The following is a 20,021-nucleotide window of genomic DNA, read 5'->3' on the forward strand; positions in this document are numbered from 1 at the left end:
AAAATAATTATTTTTTGAGAAATAATAGTTGATTTCATTCATGAAAATTCCGATATTCAATAAATAGATTTTTATACTACATAGAACAATATCTAAACCTTTCATTCGTCTAAGTAGTATAATATACTAGTAACAATTATAACAATTTATAGCTATGAATTTTGAAGAATTGTCGGACGAGTTAAATAACAAAACCGTATTGACTCGTTTAAAAAAAGGTAGTTTGTCTTATTTGAAGTATGGTGAAGTATTAGCGGGGAAACTCGTTGGGAGAACCAAGGATTCAACCTGCAAACTAGGCACAACCATTGCTTCTTTAACAGTATTGGCTGGTAATTTTATTGCCTACCAAATTCCAACGCAAGACATTATAGATATCACAGAGACTCTAATGAAGCGATAAATTATTGCTTCATTTTGATCATAAAAAAAAGGAATCCTCTTTTGTATATACAAAAGAGGATTCCTTTTTTTTATGAGGTATAATTGTTGATTATTTATTTTGATACATAACTGATTTTACTGCATCAATCGTACGTTTTACATTTGGAAGAATTGCTTCAATCAAAGTAGGTGCGTATGGAAGTGGCAAATCACGACTAGTTACACGCATTACGGGTGCATCTAGGTAGTCGAATGCATAACGTTGTACATGATAGGAAATCTCAGAAGAGATACTTGCTAATGGCCATGTTTCTTCAACGATTACCAATCTATTTGTTTTCTTAACAGAGTTAACGATTGCTTCAAAGTCAATCGGACGAACCGTACGTAAGTCTATTACTTCAGCCGAAATACCTTCTTTAGCTAGGTCTTCAGCAGCTTGTAAAGCCACTTTTAATATCTTGCCATAAGAAACAATTGTAACGTCTTTGCCTTCGCGTTTAACATCTGCTACACCAATTGGAATTAAGTATTCCCCTTCAGGTACTTGTCCTTTATCGCCATACATAACTTCAGACTCCATAAAAATAACGGGGTCGTTATCACGTATCGCAGATTTTAACAAACCTTTTGCATCATATGGGTTTGCAGGTACTACTACTTTCAATCCAGGAGTATTTGCAAACCAATTTTCAAAGTTTTGAGAGTGTTGTGAGCTTAATTGCCCTGCGTTACCTGTTGGTCCTCTAAATACTATCGGTGCCGTATATTGACCACCAGACATAGACATGATTTTAGCCGCACCATTAATTATTTGATCAATTGCTACTAAAGAGAAATTGAATGTCATGAATTCTACAATAGGACGTAGGCCATTCATTGCAGCGCCTATACCAATACCAGTAAAACCTAATTCAGAAATTGGTGTGTCAATAACACGCTTTGCACCAAATTCATCAAGCATTCCTTGACTTACTTTATATGCTCCATTATATTCAGCTACTTCTTCACCTAATAAAAACACATTAGGATCTCTTCTCATTTCTTCGTTCATCGCTTCACGAAGCGCTTCACGGAATTGTATTTCTCTCATATCGTATGTTCAATAAATATCAAGCAAGCAAAAATAAATAAATTGCCTGCAATTCCAAAGATAAAGCCATTATAAAACGTAGAAATAGACGTTTTTAAGCAAAAAAAAACCTCTACATTATGTAGAGGTTTTTTTATTATAAGGATATGAATTATTTCAATGCGTTTTTGAAATTGTCAGAATTCCAGTAATCGTAGAATTCCATATCAGAAACTGCTCTTTCGCCCCATTTAGAGCTTAAAGCTTTTGCTTTTTGTAAGTTTGTAGTTAAAGAAGCCTCGTCTTTTTGACGTGCAGCAGTAACAGCAGCTAAGTAGAAACCAGAAGCATCTTTCGGTGCAGCAGCAGTATAGTTAGCAAAACCAGCTTTAGCTGTATTGAAGTCTCTTTTCAATAAACTTGCAAGAGCAGAGTTGAATTTAACTTCAAGAGAATCGTTTGATTTAGATAAATCTTGTAAAGCGATGTCATATTTACCGTCTTTAACATCTAATGTACCTAAGATACCATTAGCACCTTTTTTAACTGCATCTGTAGCATTTGAAGCTACTGCTTTGTTTGCTTGGTCACGAGAAGATTCACGAACACCAGATAACATATATGCAGAAGCTAAGTTTACATGAGCTTCACCACTTTCTTGTTTCTTAAGAGACATTTCAAGAGTGTTGATTGCTTTATTAACCAAATCCGTTTTTTTGTTTTGATCAACTTCAACTTTAGCCATTTCTACATAAACTGCACCTAAGTTGTTATAAGCAACCCAGCTATCTGTTTTCTTGATTAAAGCTTCATAGATAGCAACTTTTTCAGAAAGAATTGGAGTTAATGTACCAGCATATGCTAATTCTTCTGCGTTTAATGTATCTACAGATACTTTACCTGAAGTTATTTGACCTGCTAATAACGTAATTTCAGCATCTGATTTCTTAGGCTTAACAGTCCAGATTTCAGTTCTAGCAGTACGTAAAGAAGGGTATAAGTGAGCTAATACCAATTTGTTGTAGTATGGTAATTTTGCAATTTGATCTTGTTTAGCAGTAAAGTCACCACTTCCGTTGATGATATTTAAAATTTCTGATTTTTGCTCAGGAGACAATTTTGCATCCTTTTCAATAGCAGCTTTCATTGGTTCGAAATCCTTAATGTCACCTTTAGCTACAAATTGGATTGTATTGATAATTGAATCTTGTTTGTAGAATTTCATTCTACCTTTAACATACTTTTCAATAACAGCTGAACGCTCGTTTGCAAGATTTGCATTTTTCGTTTCAGTACCTTCTGGAGAGTGTTGTCCAATTACACTGATTGTACGAGTTACATTTTTTGCAGTGATGAATGCATCTAAAAATTTAGCATTTTGACCTTTCATTTCTGATTTTCTCAAAACTGATTTCCCTTGCTCAAAGTAGAAGTTTACAGTTGCTGGAACCAATTCTTCTTTGTTGTTGTAACCGTGATCAGCATATGCAACATAAGAATAAGATTTAACCAAACGAGAAGTTGTGATTAAACCTTTTGCTATTGGCATTTCTTCTGTAGACTTAACTTTTGTTTTGTCTAAGTTTGAAGCAGAACCAATTACAACTAAATCGCCATTACCAATTTCTTGCTTGTATGCATAAGATTGGTGTTTTGTTATTTTGGGAGTAGCTGTTTTAGCATCTGGAAATTCAGTTGAAACGAAATCAAAAGATCCTAATTCAATTTTTTCATCTCCAATTTTATAAAAAGATGCTACAGAATAAATTTTATTCTTTTTAAGCATTTTAACTGGTAATGTTGCAGATATATCAAATGCTACACTGTCACCATGAACCTCTAAAGGAGAAGGTGTTACTGTTAATTCTTGGTCTTTAGCCATCTTAACCATTTGCTTCAAAGAGCAAGAGTTAAAAGCTAACATACCAGCCGCCATTAATGCTACTACTGTTACGTTTTGTCTATTTAATATCATAGTTGTATAGTTTCCTTATATGCGAAAATACTCTTATCAGCAATCTAAAACAACCAAATCTTAGTTTAATTTTGTGATTTTTATCAAAAAAATGATTAATTTTATAAGTAACAGCAATATTGAATCAAATTATATGAATAAAGTCAGTTCTTTTTTTGAATCTAGGGCATATGGTGTATGTTCTTATTGGGGTGAGCGATTTGGAATTGCTACCTCAAGTATTCGTTTATTTTTTATTTATGTATCTTTTTTAACATTTGGTTCTCCAATACTCATTTATATGGGTTTGGCTTTTTTAATGAATATCCACAAACATTTAAGAAAAAACAGAAAACCTGTTTGGGACATATAATTGTTTCTGAATTTAAACGTTTAAAGAACATTAATTCAATATCCCTAATTAGTCGTGTAAATGAATGTGTTCGAAAAGAAAGTAAGTGTTATAACAGTTATTAATTGTTTGTTTTTCTTTAACATTTATTTTTTTCTAGTAGCACAACCTTCCCAAAATATTATTCCAAATGGTTCATTTGAAATGGGGAATGAAGGATTCGAAAGTTCCTTTTTATTTTCAAAAACATCTGCACCTCCTGGCTATTATTCTATAACTGACAATGCAGCCATACTGTATAAAGATTTTAAAAATCCTGAAGGGGGAGACCATACACCTAATGGCTATGGAATGTTTATGGTTATAAATTCGGATGGCATGCGAGGAGAAGAAGCATGGTGTACTAAAGTGAATGTGCTTCCCAATTCAGAGTATGATTTCAGTGTCTTTTTTTGCAACATATATAGATTACTTCCTCCTAAAACAAATTTTGCATTTGAAAATGGCGATGTTAAAGGGAATGATCCTAAAATAAGAGTAACGATTGGAAGCGAAGAAATTTTAATTGAACGTGATTTTTATCATATGTTTCGATGGCTCAATGCTTCTGCTACGTGGTACTCCGGAGAACATAGTGGACCTGTACGTATTTGTATTGAAAATTTAAATGCAAATGAACGCGGCAATGATTTGGCCTTAGATGATATTTCATTGATATATATCAAAACGATGCCAGATGGATATAAACATCCTGAAAAAATTGCCACTATCATGCATCAGGATTATACCAAGCCACCCGTTCCTCAACGTAAAGTAGCCTTGTCAGAATATGGGATTGAATTACATAAAAACGATTCCACCGATCAGGGTGTGTATGTTATTCAATATAAAAAAACAACGTCTACAGTAATTGATACAATGCCTGCAGTTAAAAATGATCGGGTAATATTAAAAAATATTTTATTTGTACAAAGTAAGTCTGATTTACTGCCGAATGCTAAAACAGAATTAGATGTTATTGTTGCTTGGCTACTAAGGGATGATTCGATTCGAATTCGATTTATTGGCCACACTGATAACCAAGGCGATTCAACTTTAAATGTGGTCTTGTCTCAACAACGTGTTGAAAAAGTGAAAGCCTATTTGGTTGAAAAAGGAATTAATGGAAACCGGATTGAAACAGTTGGTTATGGGGGGGATTATCCAATTGCGGATAATACATGGGAAGTCACACGTAAATTAAATCGTAGAGTTGAAATGGAAATTATTAGTAAGTAATTTGGGTGTTACTTTTAAAGAAAAACCATACGGTTTCTAGCGAATAATAATTATGTTTTTCAATCACTTTGCAGATACTTTGAGAGTTACAAGATAGATCAATAAAACATTATTACTAGGCTTTCAGTTGTGAAAACAAGAAATCCTATACACATTAGAATTTATCTAAACGGCGTTGAATTTTAAATTATTAAACTAAGTAAAAAAAGATTTTTAAAACTCTTTCATTTATGAATCACTCTACTTAAAAATAGAAGAATATGTTTTCTTTCCTTTTAAATAATACAAACCAATAATTGATTTTTTAAGAATTAGCGTTGCGTTGTTATAATAATAGGGAAGGTGACTTAACGCTTTTCTCTTGCCTTTGTTTTTGCCACTAAAATAAAAGGACATATGTGCATTGAAAATAGCTACTAAATATTTTCCTTGCCCTATACGTAAAAAATTCAAAGCAGCTACACCATCTAACAACATTCGAGAAAAAAGAATAGGTATTAATTTATTAGTAGGTAAATGCTTTTGTAACATCCATAATGAGTTACGCACATTCAAATATGTTTTCTTCGGGTTTGATTTATGCAATGTTGCACCACCTAAATGGTATACAGTACTTTCGGCAATGTATTGAATGTTATATCCTAATCTGTGTATTTTCCAGCATAAATCAATTTCTTCCATGTGTGCAAAGAAGTCTGCATCAAAACCATTCGCTTTTTTAAAAACAGCGTTTCGAATGAACAAACAAGCACCGCTTGCCCAGAATATAGGAGCGGATTCATTATACTGATTTGAATCTATTTCTGTAGTATCTATAATTCTTCCTTTACAAAAAGGAATACCAATATAATCTATGTAGCCACCCGCAGCACCGGCGTATTCAAAATATTTTTTATCAGAGTAGCTTTTTATTTTAGGTTGGCATGCTGCAATGGATGGGTTGTTGTCTAAGCAATGAATAAGCGGATCTAACCAACCAGCAGTGACTTCCACATCAGAATTGAGCAATACGATATATTCTGCATCAACACATTTTAATGCTTCGTTATAGCCACCCGCATACCCATAATTTTGATATAGAGTTATTATTTTTAGTAGCGGATAATTTGTTTTTAGCCAATGAATGGAATTGTCTGTGGATGCGTTGTCTGCAATGATTATTTCAGCTTGTTGAGAATGCGCAACAACCGAAGGGAGAAAGGTTTTAAGATGTTCAACCCCATTCCAATTTAAGATAACAATTGCAGTAGAGTTATTCATTACATTCCAAACATGCTGCCTAAATCCATACCAGGTATATTTGGGATTAAGCCTGCTGTTTTATCTTTAAATTCTTGCTGTGTTTTTTCATCAATATTTTTCATTGCTCGATTTACTGCTGCAACAATCAAATCTTGAAGAATGCTTTGATCGCTTTCTTTTAGTAGTGAAGGATCGATTTCTAAACGAAGTACTTGTTTGTTACCATTTACAAATGCTTTAACCAAGCCTGCACCTGATTCGCCATCAGCTGTAAGATGTACGAGACTTTCTTTAATTTCTTTTATACGGGCTTGCATGTCTTTAACTTTTCCCATCATGCCCATCATATCAAACATACTCATAATTATCGCGATAAAGTTATTGTTCCAGTTTTTGTGAATTCTTTATTATTGACATCGGATGCAACAATCTTGTACGTATATGCGCCTTCTGGTGCATACGTAAAATTGTTTAATCCATTCCAGCCTTGGGTGATGTCTGTGCCAACATATACTACTTCGCCCCAACGAGAAAAAATGGTTATTGAATAATCTTTAATGAAGCGGCCTTTTACAATAAAAATATCGTTAGAATTGTCACCATTGGGAGTGAAAATATCTGGCGCAAAAATCTCTGCTTCAAATTTAAATAAAACATTGTTTGAAAACGTAGTTGCGAATGTTGGATCCGTAGGTATTGTTATTATTCTATAGTTTACAAAGGGATCTGTTAAGTTAACCGTTTCTGTAAATGTTGTTGATAGACCAACAGATACCTCAGATACTACCACATTATTTTGATCTAATTTTTGAACCTTATATTCTTTTACACCAGTACCATTGAATCCTCCGTAAACAGACCAATTAAGCGTAATGGATGTGCCAGTTAAAGTGCCTTCTAAAATAGCAGGGCAAGTGCTTTGCGATTTTGGAGCATCTTTACCACATAAATTTGTATAGTCTATTTGATAACAATATGTTGAATTTAAATTTGGCAGGATATAAGAATACGTGATTCCTGTTGTTTGTGTTAGCAAACTATATGAACCACCATTTATTGATTGGTATAATTTATGGGTTATGCCAGGTGCTGCAGGAGTCCAGTTAATAGTTGCAGTATTTCCCAAAATAGTAGAATTTACATTGTCTATTTTAGGTGGGATATTGGTAGACTGGGCAATGATACATGTATCTATAGAAATAGATTTTTGTGGCGCGCCTGATAAGGTATTTGTAGATAATGTGGCTGTTGTATTGTAACAATAAGATGTTAGACACACAACTGAATTGTCTGTAAATGAAGTGGATGTAGGTGTGGCTAGTGTTTGACTTACATTGTTTCTTTTTAAATTAAATAAAGTCACACTAGGGTTGCCATTCCAAGTGACGGTATTTAATGCGTTAGTTGGAGTGGCTTTAATGACTATAGAATAAATGGGGTCGGATGTACTTGTTGCACTACAGTCGTCAAAGGTTACAATTCTATATTGATATACATTTGATTGGGTATTTAAATTCGCATCCGTATATGTTTGGACACCTGTCCCTGTAATCGGAGTGGGATTAATTATTGTATAAGCACCTCCGTTAACGCTTCGTTCGATATTATATTCTTGTCCGACCGTTGCATTATACGTTAACTCAATTTTTCCTAACGTTGAATGTTGTTTTAGTACTTTCAGTTGTGTTAAATCTGGTTTAATAATGGATTGTAACACATAAATAGATTTGTTTGCAGATGCACAAGAAGAATTTGGTAAAAAGATTCCTTTAACTGTGATCGATTTACTACCATCTGTTGTATATGAATGATTGGTAGTTGTTGCTGGCAATACGGTCACAGCTGGGCTTCCATCTCCCCAATTGATTTCAAATTTATCGTAAATAGGATCTGCGATAGTTAAATCAACACTTCTCCCAATACACGATTTTAAGGTAAAAATAGGATCTGGGGATGCAACAATAATAATGTCTACGAATTTTTGCGTTGCAAGAGTGCCAATAAATTGCAAAATCCTATAGGTACCAGGCGCGGTATATGGGTGCGATGTGGAGGTTGTAAAAAATGTACCACCTGGGTGATTGAGATAATCGTAATTGTATTGGGGTGTAACACTCGTTGCATCATAAACAGCACAACTTGCATCTAATGTAATATTGAATGGCGCACAGCCTTTCAATGCAGAGGGGACGAAACAAGCAGTTTGTGCTTTTAATACAGTTGATGACAACAGCAAAAAAATCAAATAAAAATAGAAGGGCGTTTTTTTAAGCATGAGCTAACACTTTTTGTATGGTATCATCTAGGTTCACGTTAAATTGTTCCCCAGTAATCATATTCTTTAACGAATAAATATTGGATTTCATTTCATCTTCCCCAATTAATAATGCAAATGGGATTTTTTTATCATCTGCATAGCTTAATTGTTTCTTGATTTTTAACGGTTCTGGATACAATTCTGTATTTATACCCTTTGCACGTAGTTTTGTAACCAAAGGAAGTGCATGCTCAAATGTCAGTGCATCAAAAGCACAAATAAGCAACTTGGTAGCATTCGAATCTTGAGATGGAAATAAATTCAACTCATTCATCACATCATAAATGCGGTCAATTCCAAATGAAATGCCTACACCAGAAACATTGGGCAAGCCAAAAACACCTGTTAAATTATCATATCTGCCACCACCACAAACACTACCCATTTGCACATTCAATATCTTTACTTCAAAGATAGCGCCTGTGTAATAAGATAATCCGCGTGCTAGGGTTAGGTCTGTTTCAACAAAAGCATTTGGCAAACCTGATTTTTCAATCAATTCATATACGCGCTCCAATTCTTCAATTCCTTTTAAACCTGTAGAGCTGTCTTTTAATAATGTACGAAGAGTTGGGAAAATATCTGTATGCGTGCCTTTAAGATTAAATATGGGAAGTAAAGTAGTTAATTGTAATTCTGTAAAATCTTTTGTTCTTAGTTCTGCAAGTACTGCATCTTGGCCAATCTTATCTAATTTGTCTATTGCTACACATAAATCGGTTTCACAACCCACTTTTCCGATGGCATCTGCAATACCCGTAAGTATTTTTCTGTTATTTATTTTAACAATAAAATCGGTGATGCCTAGTGCTGCAAAAGCCTCGTGGATCATCAAGACAATCTCTGCTTCGCATAATAGGGAATCCGTTCCCACAACATCTGCATCGCATTGCATAAATTCGCAGTAACGTCCTTTTTGAGGCCTATCTGCTCGCCAAACGGGCTGCATTTGATAGCGTTTAAAAGGGAATGTAATCTCATTTCGATTCATTACCACGTGTCGGGCAAAGGGAACTGTTAAATCGTAACGCAAGGCTTTTTTTGAGATTTTAGGTAAAATCTTTTTTGAACCCTCTAATAATTGTTCCTCGTTGATATCTTTTATGAAATCACCTGAATTTAATATTTTATAGATTAATTGATCGCCTTCATCCCCATACTTACCTGTCAAAACGTTCAAATTTTCCATTGCAGGCGTTTCAATGGGTAAAAAACCATAACGCGTAAAAATTGTACGTATTGTTTGCAGTAAATACTGCCTTTTAAGCATTTGACTTGGGCCAAAATCCCTTGTTCCTTTCGGTAATGAAGGTTTTTCCATTAATTTCTCTTTATTTATAGCTTAAAATTACGAAAAGGACTTCGTAATGCCTATTTGATATTCTGTAGAAAGAATTTTTATTATTACAATAATATACTATCTTTGCATTCCTTCAGAATAAAAACATTACCGACATGGGAGTTACTAGACTTAAAAGAAAAGACAGAAGAAACAAAGCAGTTGCGAATAATAGACAGGCAGTTATCAAACAAATGACTAGTGTTCCTGTAATTCGTCGCGTGGATGTAGAAGAATTGAAAAAACAAGCTTAATTCAATCGAATTCATTCATATCTTATTTTAAAGACGATCAATAGTTGATCGTCTTTTTTTATATCTGTTTGCCACGTAAACCCAATTCTATTACCTGCATATTGGTTATTTTTCCTGCATTGATTTCAAATCGCAATAACGTTCGCATCTTGTGAAAACCTTCTTTGCCTGCTGCACCTGGATTTAAATACAACATGTTTTTATACGATGGATCACTTACAACCCTTAAGATATGGCTGTGTCCACAAACAAATACGTCTGGTTTGTGTAATGCCATTTGTTGTTTTACACGTGCGGGATATTTGCCCGGACTACCGCCTATATGTGTGAAGTAGATTTTTAAACCTTCACGTTCAATAATAAGATCTTCTTTAAGCACAATGCGCACGTCAATGCCATCAATATTGCCATATACGCCAACAGTTGGTTTAAACGCATTTAATTGATCGTAAATAGTTACGTTACCAAAATCGCCTGCATGCCAAATTTCATCGCAATCTTTGAAATAGTCAAATATAGTAGGATCGAGGTAGGAGTGAGTATCTGAAACTAAGCCTATTTTCATGTAAATTATTAGTGTTGAAAAGAAATAAAATTATTTTATTTCTTTTAACCTGAAGATGATTTTATATAATTTTTGTCGGACTTCGGCCCAAACACAAATTCCATTTTGATATTTATAAAGGGTTGATTTACCATCTGGAAATGATACCATATAATAATCACCTAATTTAGAGATGGGACACATCTCCATATATTTTTCAGAGAATATCTGTGTTTGACTAAGAGGTTCTTTATAATAAATATTCCCAATCGAATAGTTTATTTTTTGAGATTCAATAACAATGTTTTCATCTCCATCCCAACCTGCGTATCTACTGCCATCCCAATTGATGGTACAAAATGATTGGGTATCACCGTTTACTTTTGTAGAATAATTAGCATAGAATAAATCGGTATTTTTATAAGTAGATAAAGAATTCAATTGTATGGTATATGTGTTAATCATATTGACCACTACTTTTGAATTGACTATATAATTTGTCATAATTGGATCTGATTCAGATCTTTTTTTTTCACAGGTCATCCAACCCATATTTTTCTCTTGTATTTCTACATCGTATTTTAAAAAAGAAAATTGTACTTCTTTGTGATGTGTATTTTTTAAACGAGTCGAAAAAAAAACACCGCAAAGGAGGCTACTAAAAACGATTGCAATCCAAATTAAAAATCGGGGGTTCATGGAATAATGTAAATGACCTAGAATTGAATACTTAGTAATATATTATTATTATTAGTAGTAACCAATTTATTGTACTATACTGCAAATCCTTTAAATTTTACTCTTTATACTGGTTTCAAATGTCTTTTGAGTTAATTGGCATAAAAACGTCCCTATTGTGGTAGAGATGTAATTAAATTCTTAGTTCATGTAAACTTATTTACTAAGACTAAACGATATTTGTATTTAATGAAATATACCAACACAAAAAAGCCAATATTTTGAATTTATTTAAAAAAGCGCTTATTATAGCTGCATCGGTTATTGTGTTTTATTTTACAGCCATATCTCTCATATCTATCTATTATAAAAAAGAGATTGAAGATAGAGTTGTATCTGAAGTAAATAAGAATTTAATAAAACCAATGAAGATTGGAGATATAAGTATTTCAGCATTTACAAATTTCCCATACGTATCATTTAGTCTATCTGAATTATTGATTCCCAAATCAGATTCAAGTCAGATACCTCTTTTAAAACTTGAAAAATTAAGAGTTTTATTTTCCCCTTATAATATTTTTATCAAAAACTTTAAAGTCGATGGCATATTGGTTGCCAATGGCTCTTTAGATTTACGTGTAGATTCACTTGGTAAAAAAGATTTTGATATTGTTTTAAAAAAAGATACTACAAAAGAAGATTCTAAGAGTATTAGTAGTTTTGATATTAAGAATATAAAATTTAAAAATATCCGTATTTTTTATGAAAATAAATTCAAGCCTAAGAGGGTTGAAATGACATTTTCAAATATCGAAACAGAATTGAATTTTAAAGATAACGTATTATCTGGTGAATTAATCGGTATGCTCTATTCAAAAGAGGTGACGCTTAAACCTGGAACCTTATTTAAAGACGCACATTTAAAAGCTGATTTTAAATTCTCATTTGATATGCGAGCAAAAATGTTTTCATTCACAGATTGTATCTTGATGAGTGGTGAAAATAATTATATGGGTAATGGCACTATCGACTTTAGAAAGAATTCATTTTTAACGTTAAATGTAAAAATGAAAGATGCAGACATTCAAAATGTTTTTGGTTTAATTGCTGAACGATGGACGAAAAAAATTAAGCCATTGAATTTGAAAGGTAAAATCTCAGCTAATGGACTCATTAAAGTTAGTTTATTGCCAGGTAATCAACCTGATTTTTCAATTGATTTTACTACAGATAGCTTAGAAATTCAGAATGAAAAAATTAACGCACATATACATCACGTACGTTTCAGTGGCAACTTAAATTCCAATAAAAGCATCGAATTGGATGATTACTCCATTGATTTAAAAGATTTTTCTGCTAGAATTAATGCTACAGATTCCATTCGTTCAAAACAGATTTTGGTAAAAAACTTTAAAGATCCAACATTGAAGTCTAATTTGCTTTTATCATTAAGCGGTAAGACACTATTTGATTTAATAAATTTTAAAGATTATTCTGACGTAGCTGGAAATATGAATTTAGATATTACCTACGACGGTAAGTTGGAATATATATTAGGGAAAAAGTCCGAAACCCCCGATATGTTTGGGAATATTGAATTAAACCATTTAAAATTAAAGCTCAATAAATTGAATTTTGGTTTTGATGACATCGCTGGAAAAATTGATTTCAATAAAGATGTTGTAAAAATGAATAAACTTATTGTTAAAGCAGGAAAATCCGATTTAACACTTACAGGTACTGCAAATCAGCTATTCAATTCTGTATTTAGAGATACAACTGGTTTGGAAATGGATATTGCTTTTACTTCCGAGCGGTTTTATTTTAATGATTTTAATTCCTCTGAAAAACCTAAAAAATCAGATACGAAAAATAAAAATAAATTTGTTCAGAATAACACTTTCAATTTGCCGTATGGTTTAAAGGCTAACCTAAAAGGAGAGGTACATAATTTGTATGCAAGAAATTATCATGGGGGTAATATCGTATTAAACATGAAAATGAATCAGAAGAAAGTGGAAATTACAGAATCCATGAATTCTTTTGGGGGAACATTAAAAATAGTTAGTAATTTTTTACCTGTGCGAAATGAAGTACACTGTTATACGAATTTGCGTATGCATAAATTCAACATTGATAAAGTTTTTAGTGCATTTAATAATTTCAAACAAAAAACACTAACAGCTAATAATGTAAAGGGTATTGTAAGTGGTAATGTCAATTCATTTTTTAAATTTAGTTCTACATTAGAATTAGATACGAACTCCATTTTAGTGCATGGTGATTTAGATATAAATAAATTGGAGTTAGTTGAAGTAGAGCCCTTAATGATTCTTGCAAAAGTAGGATTTGATGAAAAAGATTTAAAGCGCGTTACTTTTGAAAATATCTCGACGTCAGTAATTATGAAAAACAATGTCATTGAAATACCACGGACATTATTTGTGACTAACATTTTATATTTCTATTTAGATGTGGTTATACAACCAGATGGAGAATCAGAATATTATTTGTTATTGCCTGTTAAAAATTTGAAAAAGAAACCAAAAACCGAAGGATTGACAAATGATTCAAAAGCAGGCTTGTCAATACCAATAAAAATTAAAGGTAAGGCCGGTAAGTTGAAGTTGTTATAGATGCTAATTTTAATACTTTTGAGCATCAAAGAAGCTTTATACTTGGGTTAGGTATTGTTCTGCATATATAAGTACAGCTGAGCTCTGCTATCAAAATAAAAATTAAAAATGTAAGCTACCATTTTACTATCCATATATTCGGGTGTGTAAACGAGCCACAACATGACATACAGAATATATTAATCATTTCTTTCTTATATAAAATGAGCGACTAATATTAGTCGCTCATTTTATATAAGAAAGTTTTATTTTTTCCAAAGATGTGGATTTTTTCTCCATTCACTTAAGGTAGCTAATTGATCTTCCTTAACATACCTATTTGCAACTGCTTCTTTAATCAATTCATCGTAATTGCATAAGGTGTGCAATGCAACACCTGCTTCTTGAAAATTTTGTGCAGCTATTTGGAAACCGTAGGTGAAAATTCCGATCATGCCCAATATTTCGAAGCCGCCTTCTTTTAAAGCTTCTACAGCTTTTAAAGAACTTCCGCCAGTAGAGATTAAATCTTCAACCACAACAATTTTTTGTCCTTTGGTTATTTTACCTTCTATCAAATTTTGCATTCCGTGATCCTTTGGCTTCGGGCGTACATAAATCATGGGTAAGTTCATAGTATCTGCAATAATTGCTCCTTGGGGTATGCCAGCGGTAGCTACGCCTGCAATACATTCGCATTCGGGATAGTAGGTTTTAATTAAATCAACCAAGCCATCACGTATTAAGTTTCTAGATTCAGGAAACGATAATGTTAATCGGTTGTCGCAATAGATGGGAGAGTTCCAACCAGAAGCCCATTTGAACGGTTCTTCAGGTCGTAAGCGTACTGCTTCTATTTTTAAAAGCGATAAGGCAACTTCTTTCGTGTAATTCATGAATAGATGAAAATGATAAATACGTCCCAAATTTAACACATTTTCATTATTTAATGTACAATCGTATGCATCTGTTCATAAATCCTTCTGTTGATTCTTTTTAATTCCCCATTACTTTAATAATTTGCTTACAATTAGCGCCGTATAGATGAAACTTTTTATTAACGATAAACGAATCAAGGTCATACAATATGTACCATCACTTCCTGTGTATGAATACAATACGACATTTGAAGCAAATGAAGAGCTTTTATCTATCAATCTTGTTGGCAAGGTATTGATTAAGCAAGCTACAGCCAGACAGCTAGAACGCTTGATACGCCTTATGGAATTAAAACGTATGAAGAAGTTAGAATCCATTACTTTGGCGGTTGATAATTATGAATTTATGGTTGAATTTATAAAAGATCAATTTAAGATTATCAAAGCCAGTGGCGGGATTGTTCGGAAACAAGAAAAAGTGTTGATGATTTTTAGATTGGGTAAATGGGATTTACCTAAAGGGAAAGCCAAAAAACGTGAAGAATCTATTAAGTGTGCCAAACGCGAAGTAGAAGAGGAGTGCAGCATTAAAGTTGAAGTACGCGATAAAATTTGTTCTGTTTGGCATGCTTACGTACGCAAAGGAAAACGTATTTTAAAACGTACGGATTGGTATGAGATGAATTGTATAGACGATTCAAATATGCAGCCGCAATTAGCAGAGTTTATTGAGGAAGTAAAATGGATGCATTACAAGGATGTGATCCGTTCTGTAAAAAACTCCTATGCATCTATCCAGGATGTCGTAGATGAATATTATACCTTACACTCCGAGCTCGTAAGGTAGAAACCCGCTTACATCCCCTTTATATTTATGGATGTCTCTAATAAGGCTTGAACTAATATACGCCAAATGTGGACTTGTTATCATAAATACGGTTTCAAGATCTTTCCACAAATATTTATTGGCTTGCGAAATACTGTTTTCGTATTCAAAATCGGTTGTGTTGCGCAAACCTCTGATTAAAAAATTAGCTCCACATTCTTTTGCAAATTCTGCTGTTAAGCCTGTAAATACGTTCACTTCAACTTTTGGAGTATCTAAAAAACAGCTTTCAATTTTTGGAATGATGAAATCCATATCGAAATAGCGATTCTTTTGAGAGTTGTTTCCAATAGCTATAATTACTTTGTCGAATAATTGTAAACTTCTACGTACAATATCTTCGTGGCCTTTAGTAAATGGATCAAAAGAACCTGGGAAAACAGCAATTTTATTCATAAAAGAATAGATTTAACCTTGGCACAAATGCATGTTATACAAATCAAAATAACGATGATCAAAAAGCTCATCAAATTGGTATCCAAATCGAACTAAATCTGGTTTTGTTCCAAATGAAAGTCTTCGGATGTATTTGTATAATTTACTAAAAGATTCTGAATCGTGCGTGATTTCTCCAAATACTACAACGGGACATTGTTCTGGATTCAAACTTAATTGATCAAAAACAAATAAGATGAAGTATACAAAATCTTCGCTGGTATTGAATGTAAAACTGTTGCAGAAAATTAATTTTTTACCTTGTTTTACAACAATGGTTAAAAAATGTTGTTCTACTAAAACAAATATAGAATGCTCATTTTTAGCTGTATCTTTTTGAAGCATAATTGCTTCAATCATAGGTGCAGAGTGGTGTACGTAGCGAATTTGTTTCAATGGATACATGTTGTTGAACCAAGCTGTTAACCGTTCGTTCGTTGCAAAAATATTTACAGCCTCAACATGTTTTTGTTTAAAGAAATGGTATTCTTCGCCCGGTTCTTTATCTAAGGTTGTATTTAACGAAAGATATTCTTTCAAATAATCTTTTTCAAACAACGATTCAGGTACAAGTGAAAACTGTGTATTTTTAATACCTACGGTGATGGATTTCCAAAAACCTGCTTTTATTAAAATATGATCTTCAAAGAGTACTTCTAATTGTTCAAGTAAATCAGAAGTAGAGTAGATGTTTTGAAAGCTATAATCTTCTAGTAACAAACAACGATTTGATTCACTATCAATCACACAAATTCGAAAAAGATCAAAATTAATTTGGAACGATAAATGGTATTTTGCCAAATTATCTGTTTCAAATCGAGTGCTGTCCTTGATCGAGTTGGTTAATTTATAACGTACAGAAACTTCTGAAATCATGTTATGCACCTTAAAATGTGAACAAGTGTGTAGTTAGAAATTGTATTCTTTGACTCTTTTTTATTCTAAATTCTTTAAAATTAAACTTTTTATTGCACTTTAACAATAATGTTGATAAATATGTTAATAAAAATGAAACTTTTCAAGAACATATTTTATGGACTAGTTCTAAAGTATCCGTTTTGTTGTAGGAGCTGGTCAGGATTGTCCATTCCACGTATGACTGAATGAACAGCTTCCAAAGGTAGTGCATTCAACGCTTCGAAGGAGAGCCAATCCACCTTCGTGATGATTTGTCTATCACTATGCAGTTCAGGGTCAAGGCCTGTTTGAAGTATACCGTCTATTTTTTTTATAAGGAAAAACAACTCAATTGCATGTAGTGGAGGCGTTAAATACTCGTTAACGAAAAGGAATTTTTCTACCGAAATTGTTAAGCCCGTTTCTTCTATAAATTCTCTTTTTAACGCTTCTTCAGCAGTTTCGCCAAATACCATTCCGCCCCCAGGAGGTGCCCATAAAATTCCACCCTTCCCTAAAGAATGATGTTTTACTAAAAGTATTTTATTATCCTCAATACAGATGCCGCAAACGCGTATTCGTAATTTATTCCCAAAACTGTGGATGATTTCATTTTTTATTTCTTCCATACTTTTGCAATTTAGTATCCGTAAACACTACCTATTTGTCCTTATCGCACTCTATTATTGCAGCCTTGCCTGCGCAGCCTACCAACAGTCAAGCAAAAGCCATTGACTTAATGGAGCAATTGATTGAACGTAAAGGTACAAACAACTTTTCGCTTTTATTACGAGGATATGCAGGAACAGGTAAAACAACCCTGTTGAGTGCTTTGGTACGCGCTATTCCAAAGAATCAGTTTCAAACGGTTTTACTTGCACCAACGGGAAGAGCAGCAAAGGTAATGTCGTCGTATTCTGGACAAACAGCATCAACCATACATCGACATATTTACAGGAAAGAATCGGGTGCATCTGGCGGTATCTTTTTTTCTAGAAAACGAAATATGTTCGCCAATACAATTTTTATTGTGGATGAAGCCTCCATGTTAAGTGACGACAGTGAGTTTGGAAGCAATGGTTTATTAGGTGATTTGATATCGTATGTATTTGAACAAAAAAATAATCGATTGATATTGTGTGGCGACACCGCACAGCTTCCGCCTGTTGGAAAGCAAATCAGTCCAGCCTTGGATAGACGCTATTTAGAATCACATTTTACCATAGATTTATTAGAAGTGGAATTGACAGATGTAGTGCGACAAGCTCAGAAGTCTGGCATACTCTACAATGCAACACAGTTAAGGAATGATATCCGCACCAGTGCAACGAACATTAAGTTTGTAACGGGGTTTAAAGATTTTTATAAAATGACTTCCGATCGTTTGGAAGATGGCTTGCGCTATGCCTATGATAATTTTGGTAGAGAAGAAACCATTGTAATATGTCGGAGCAATAAATCTGCAACGGGCTACAACCGGTATATACGACAAGCAATTTTTTTTACAGAAAACGAATTGGATGCAGGCGATTTATTGATGTCGGTACGAAATAATTATACCATACTGCCGCCTAATATATCATCGGGTTTTATTGCCAATGGCGACTTCTTAGAAATTCGGAAAGTGTTGCGTTATCAAGATCAATATGGATTTCGTTTTGCAGATATAGAAGCGGTATTTCGAGATTTTCCAGAATACGGCAATGTTCAATTAAAGATATTATTAGACACACTCTACTCAACTACGCCAAATCTTGAAAAGGATAAGATGCAGCAATTGTATAGCGAAGTAGAAAAAGAATATCTAGACATTAGCACGAAACAAGAACGATTAGAAGCAATTCGAAAAGATCCGTTTTTGAATGCCTTACAAGTAAAATTTGCCTATGCCTTGACCTGTCATAAGGCCCAAGGCGGACAGTGGGAAACGGTATTTATTGAACAAGGGTATTTAACCGATGATAAAATAGATATTGAGTTTTTACGTTGGTTGTATACGGCTATAACACGGGGTAAAACGCAGGTGTTTTTGGTAAATTTCCATCCGAGATTCTTTGAAGGGGAGGAAGCAGGGAGTACTTAGTACAAAGTTGGAGAATAAGACATGAAAAATGGCAGAGTTCTTGTAAGGATGCTAAGCAATAAGTAACACTATTAGTAACGGATTTATATTTAAGTATCAATTATGATCTTTTAAAAAGATTCAGTTTAATAGAAAGTAAATTTTGCTAATTTAATACTTTGTACTCCGTACTCGATACTTAGTACTTTAAAAAAAAACACTATGAAAAAGACCTTATTTATACTATTGACAATTATTTTCTCCTCTGTAGCATTTGCGCAAACGACGGAAAAAACTGCTGTATTTTCCTTTGCAGAAAAGGCCTTTGATTTTGGAGATGTAAAAGAAGGAGCTATGGTATCACATACCTTTACCTATAAAAATACTGGAAACGATACCTTGCGTATTGATAACATCGTAAGTTCTTGTGGTTGCACGGTAGTAAATTCGTATCAAAAAACAGTTGCACCGGGAAAGAGTAGTTCAATAACCATCGATTTTAATTCTGCAGGTAAAATGGGAGTTATAAATAAAACGGTTACTATTTTATCTAATGCTAAATCTGAAGAACCCGCAGAGTTTTTGAAGATTCGGGTGAATGTTTTGAACTAGTTACTAGGTGCTAGGTACGAGTTACTAGATTAAAAAGTACTAAGTACACAGTATAAAGTACTAAGAAGGCTGAAATATCAAGATGGATTTATAATAGAAAGAGATAGCGTTTTTTTAATGTTATCTCTTTCTATTTCATTGATAATCGCTATCCTCACCTAAATGTAACGGGTCACATCCATTTTCTGGGGAGCAACTGGTTTAGGCGAATAATTTAGACAA

20 protein-coding genes are annotated in these 20,021 nt (G+C 33.3%); 8 read left to right on the forward strand and 12 right to left on the reverse strand.

Annotation, left to right across the window (positions count from 1 at the left end; all coding sequences use genetic code 11):
* Window positions 1-154 precede the first annotated feature (154 nt).
* The gene (locus tag Q0543_RS13235) at window positions 155-403 is read left to right on the forward strand and encodes a hypothetical protein (RefSeq protein ID WP_299253933.1); all 249 of its coding nucleotides are present in this window, start codon (window positions 155-157) and stop codon (window positions 401-403) included.
* A 90-nt stretch (window positions 404-493) separates the two neighbouring features.
* Here the strand turns inward: Q0543_RS13235 and Q0543_RS13240 are convergent, their stop codons facing one another.
* Together Q0543_RS13240 and Q0543_RS13245 are read right to left on the reverse strand one after the other, a co-directional pair.
* Complete coding sequence (locus Q0543_RS13240; RefSeq protein ID WP_299253936.1) at window positions 494-1,477, reverse strand: pyruvate dehydrogenase complex E1 component subunit beta; 984 nt, start codon at window positions 1,475-1,477, stop codon at window positions 494-496.
* Window positions 1,478-1,628: 151 nt separating this feature from the next.
* Entirely contained in the window at window positions 1,629-3,431 is a 1,803-nt protein-coding gene (locus Q0543_RS13245; protein WP_299253938.1) for a hypothetical protein, read from the reverse strand.
* A 133-nt stretch (window positions 3,432-3,564) separates the two neighbouring features.
* On the opposite strand from Q0543_RS13245, the gene Q0543_RS13250 reads away from it, so the two are divergent.
* Both Q0543_RS13250 and Q0543_RS13255 read left to right on the forward strand, forming a co-directional pair.
* Window positions 3,565-3,783 carry a PspC domain-containing protein gene (locus tag Q0543_RS13250; RefSeq protein ID WP_299253941.1) on the forward strand — a complete coding sequence of 73 codons (219 nt, stop codon included), beginning with the start codon at window positions 3,565-3,567 and terminating at the stop codon, window positions 3,781-3,783.
* Between the two features lie 60 nt (window positions 3,784-3,843).
* On the forward strand, window positions 3,844-5,040 hold the full coding sequence (locus tag Q0543_RS13255) for an OmpA family protein (RefSeq protein ID WP_299253943.1): 1,197 nt from the start codon (window positions 3,844-3,846) through the stop codon (window positions 5,038-5,040).
* A 240-nt stretch (window positions 5,041-5,280) separates the two neighbouring features.
* Here Q0543_RS13255 and Q0543_RS13260 read toward each other — a convergent pair whose 3' ends face one another.
* From Q0543_RS13260 to hisS, 4 genes are read right to left on the reverse strand one after another with little or no spacing between them, the layout of a single operon-like run.
* Window positions 5,281-6,300 carry a glycosyltransferase family 2 protein gene (locus tag Q0543_RS13260; RefSeq protein ID WP_299253946.1) on the reverse strand — a complete coding sequence of 340 codons (1,020 nt, stop codon included), beginning with the start codon at window positions 6,298-6,300 and terminating at the stop codon, window positions 5,281-5,283.
* Window positions 6,300-6,638: a YbaB/EbfC family nucleoid-associated protein gene (locus tag Q0543_RS13265; protein ID WP_299253988.1), complete on the reverse strand. Its 339-nt coding sequence runs from the start codon at window positions 6,636-6,638 to the stop codon at window positions 6,300-6,302. Before Q0543_RS13265 ends, Q0543_RS13260 begins: the two co-directional genes overlap by 1 nt.
* A gap of 8 nt (window positions 6,639-6,646) precedes the next feature.
* Window positions 6,647-8,557: a gliding motility-associated C-terminal domain-containing protein gene (locus Q0543_RS13270; RefSeq protein ID WP_299253949.1), complete on the reverse strand. Its 1,911-nt coding sequence runs from the start codon at window positions 8,555-8,557 to the stop codon at window positions 6,647-6,649.
* The gene (hisS, locus tag Q0543_RS13275; protein ID WP_299253952.1) at window positions 8,550-9,920 is read right to left on the reverse strand and encodes a histidine--tRNA ligase; all 1,371 of its coding nucleotides are present in this window, start codon (window positions 9,918-9,920) and stop codon (window positions 8,550-8,552) included. Before hisS ends, Q0543_RS13270 begins: the two co-directional genes overlap by 8 nt.
* Before the next feature lie 134 nt (window positions 9,921-10,054).
* Here hisS and Q0543_RS13280 point away from each other — a divergent pair, with 134 nt between their 5' ends.
* A complete protein-coding gene (locus tag Q0543_RS13280; RefSeq protein ID WP_018344838.1) occupies window positions 10,055-10,192 on the forward strand; it encodes a hypothetical protein in 138 nt (45 codons plus the stop codon).
* Window positions 10,193-10,250: 58 nt separating this feature from the next.
* Here Q0543_RS13280 and Q0543_RS13285 read toward each other — a convergent pair whose 3' ends face one another.
* Both Q0543_RS13285 and Q0543_RS13290 read right to left on the reverse strand, forming a co-directional pair.
* A complete protein-coding gene (locus Q0543_RS13285) occupies window positions 10,251-10,757 on the reverse strand; it encodes a metallophosphoesterase family protein (RefSeq protein WP_299253958.1) in 507 nt (168 codons plus the stop codon).
* A gap of 30 nt (window positions 10,758-10,787) precedes the next feature.
* Window positions 10,788-11,435 carry a DUF6134 family protein gene (locus Q0543_RS13290; protein WP_299253961.1) on the reverse strand — a complete coding sequence of 216 codons (648 nt, stop codon included), beginning with the start codon at window positions 11,433-11,435 and terminating at the stop codon, window positions 10,788-10,790.
* 260 nt (window positions 11,436-11,695) lie between these two features.
* On the opposite strand from Q0543_RS13290, the gene Q0543_RS13295 reads away from it, so the two are divergent.
* A complete protein-coding gene (locus Q0543_RS13295; protein WP_299253964.1) occupies window positions 11,696-14,050 on the forward strand; it encodes an AsmA family protein in 2,355 nt (784 codons plus the stop codon).
* 245 nt (window positions 14,051-14,295) lie between these two features.
* Here Q0543_RS13295 and pyrE read toward each other — a convergent pair whose 3' ends face one another.
* Window positions 14,296-14,925, reverse strand: coding sequence for an orotate phosphoribosyltransferase (gene pyrE, locus Q0543_RS13300; protein WP_299253967.1), 630 nt, complete (start codon window positions 14,923-14,925; stop codon window positions 14,296-14,298).
* A gap of 148 nt (window positions 14,926-15,073) precedes the next feature.
* Here pyrE and Q0543_RS13305 point away from each other — a divergent pair, with 148 nt between their 5' ends.
* On the forward strand, window positions 15,074-15,754 hold the full coding sequence (locus Q0543_RS13305) for an NUDIX hydrolase (RefSeq protein WP_299253970.1): 681 nt from the start codon (window positions 15,074-15,076) through the stop codon (window positions 15,752-15,754).
* On the opposite strand, the gene coaD is transcribed toward Q0543_RS13305, so the two are convergent.
* From coaD to Q0543_RS13320, 3 genes are all read right to left on the reverse strand, one after another.
* Window positions 15,731-16,189 (reverse strand): pantetheine-phosphate adenylyltransferase, encoded by a 459-nt coding sequence (gene coaD / locus Q0543_RS13310; RefSeq protein WP_299253973.1) that lies wholly within the window; start codon window positions 16,187-16,189, stop codon window positions 15,731-15,733. The two genes, Q0543_RS13305 and coaD, sit on opposite strands and share 24 nt — an antisense overlap.
* A 12-nt stretch (window positions 16,190-16,201) precedes the next feature.
* Window positions 16,202-17,104 carry a DUF3822 family protein gene (locus tag Q0543_RS13315; RefSeq protein WP_299253976.1) on the reverse strand — a complete coding sequence of 301 codons (903 nt, stop codon included), beginning with the start codon at window positions 17,102-17,104 and terminating at the stop codon, window positions 16,202-16,204.
* A 155-nt stretch (window positions 17,105-17,259) separates the two neighbouring features.
* A complete protein-coding gene (locus Q0543_RS13320) occupies window positions 17,260-17,754 on the reverse strand; it encodes an NUDIX hydrolase (RefSeq protein WP_299253979.1) in 495 nt (164 codons plus the stop codon).
* A 35-nt stretch (window positions 17,755-17,789) separates the two neighbouring features.
* Between Q0543_RS13320 and Q0543_RS13325 the strand changes: the two genes are divergently transcribed.
* The gene (locus Q0543_RS13325; RefSeq protein WP_299253982.1) at window positions 17,790-19,208 is read left to right on the forward strand and encodes an AAA family ATPase; all 1,419 of its coding nucleotides are present in this window, start codon (window positions 17,790-17,792) and stop codon (window positions 19,206-19,208) included.
* Between the two features lie 201 nt (window positions 19,209-19,409).
* Complete coding sequence (locus Q0543_RS13330) at window positions 19,410-19,799, forward strand: DUF1573 domain-containing protein (RefSeq protein WP_299253985.1); 390 nt, start codon at window positions 19,410-19,412, stop codon at window positions 19,797-19,799.
* Window positions 19,800-20,021: the final 222 nt, after the last annotated feature.

Source organism: uncultured Cytophaga sp. (assembly GCF_937863595.1).
Taxonomy (GTDB): domain Bacteria; phylum Bacteroidota; class Bacteroidia; order Cytophagales; family Cytophagaceae; genus Cytophaga.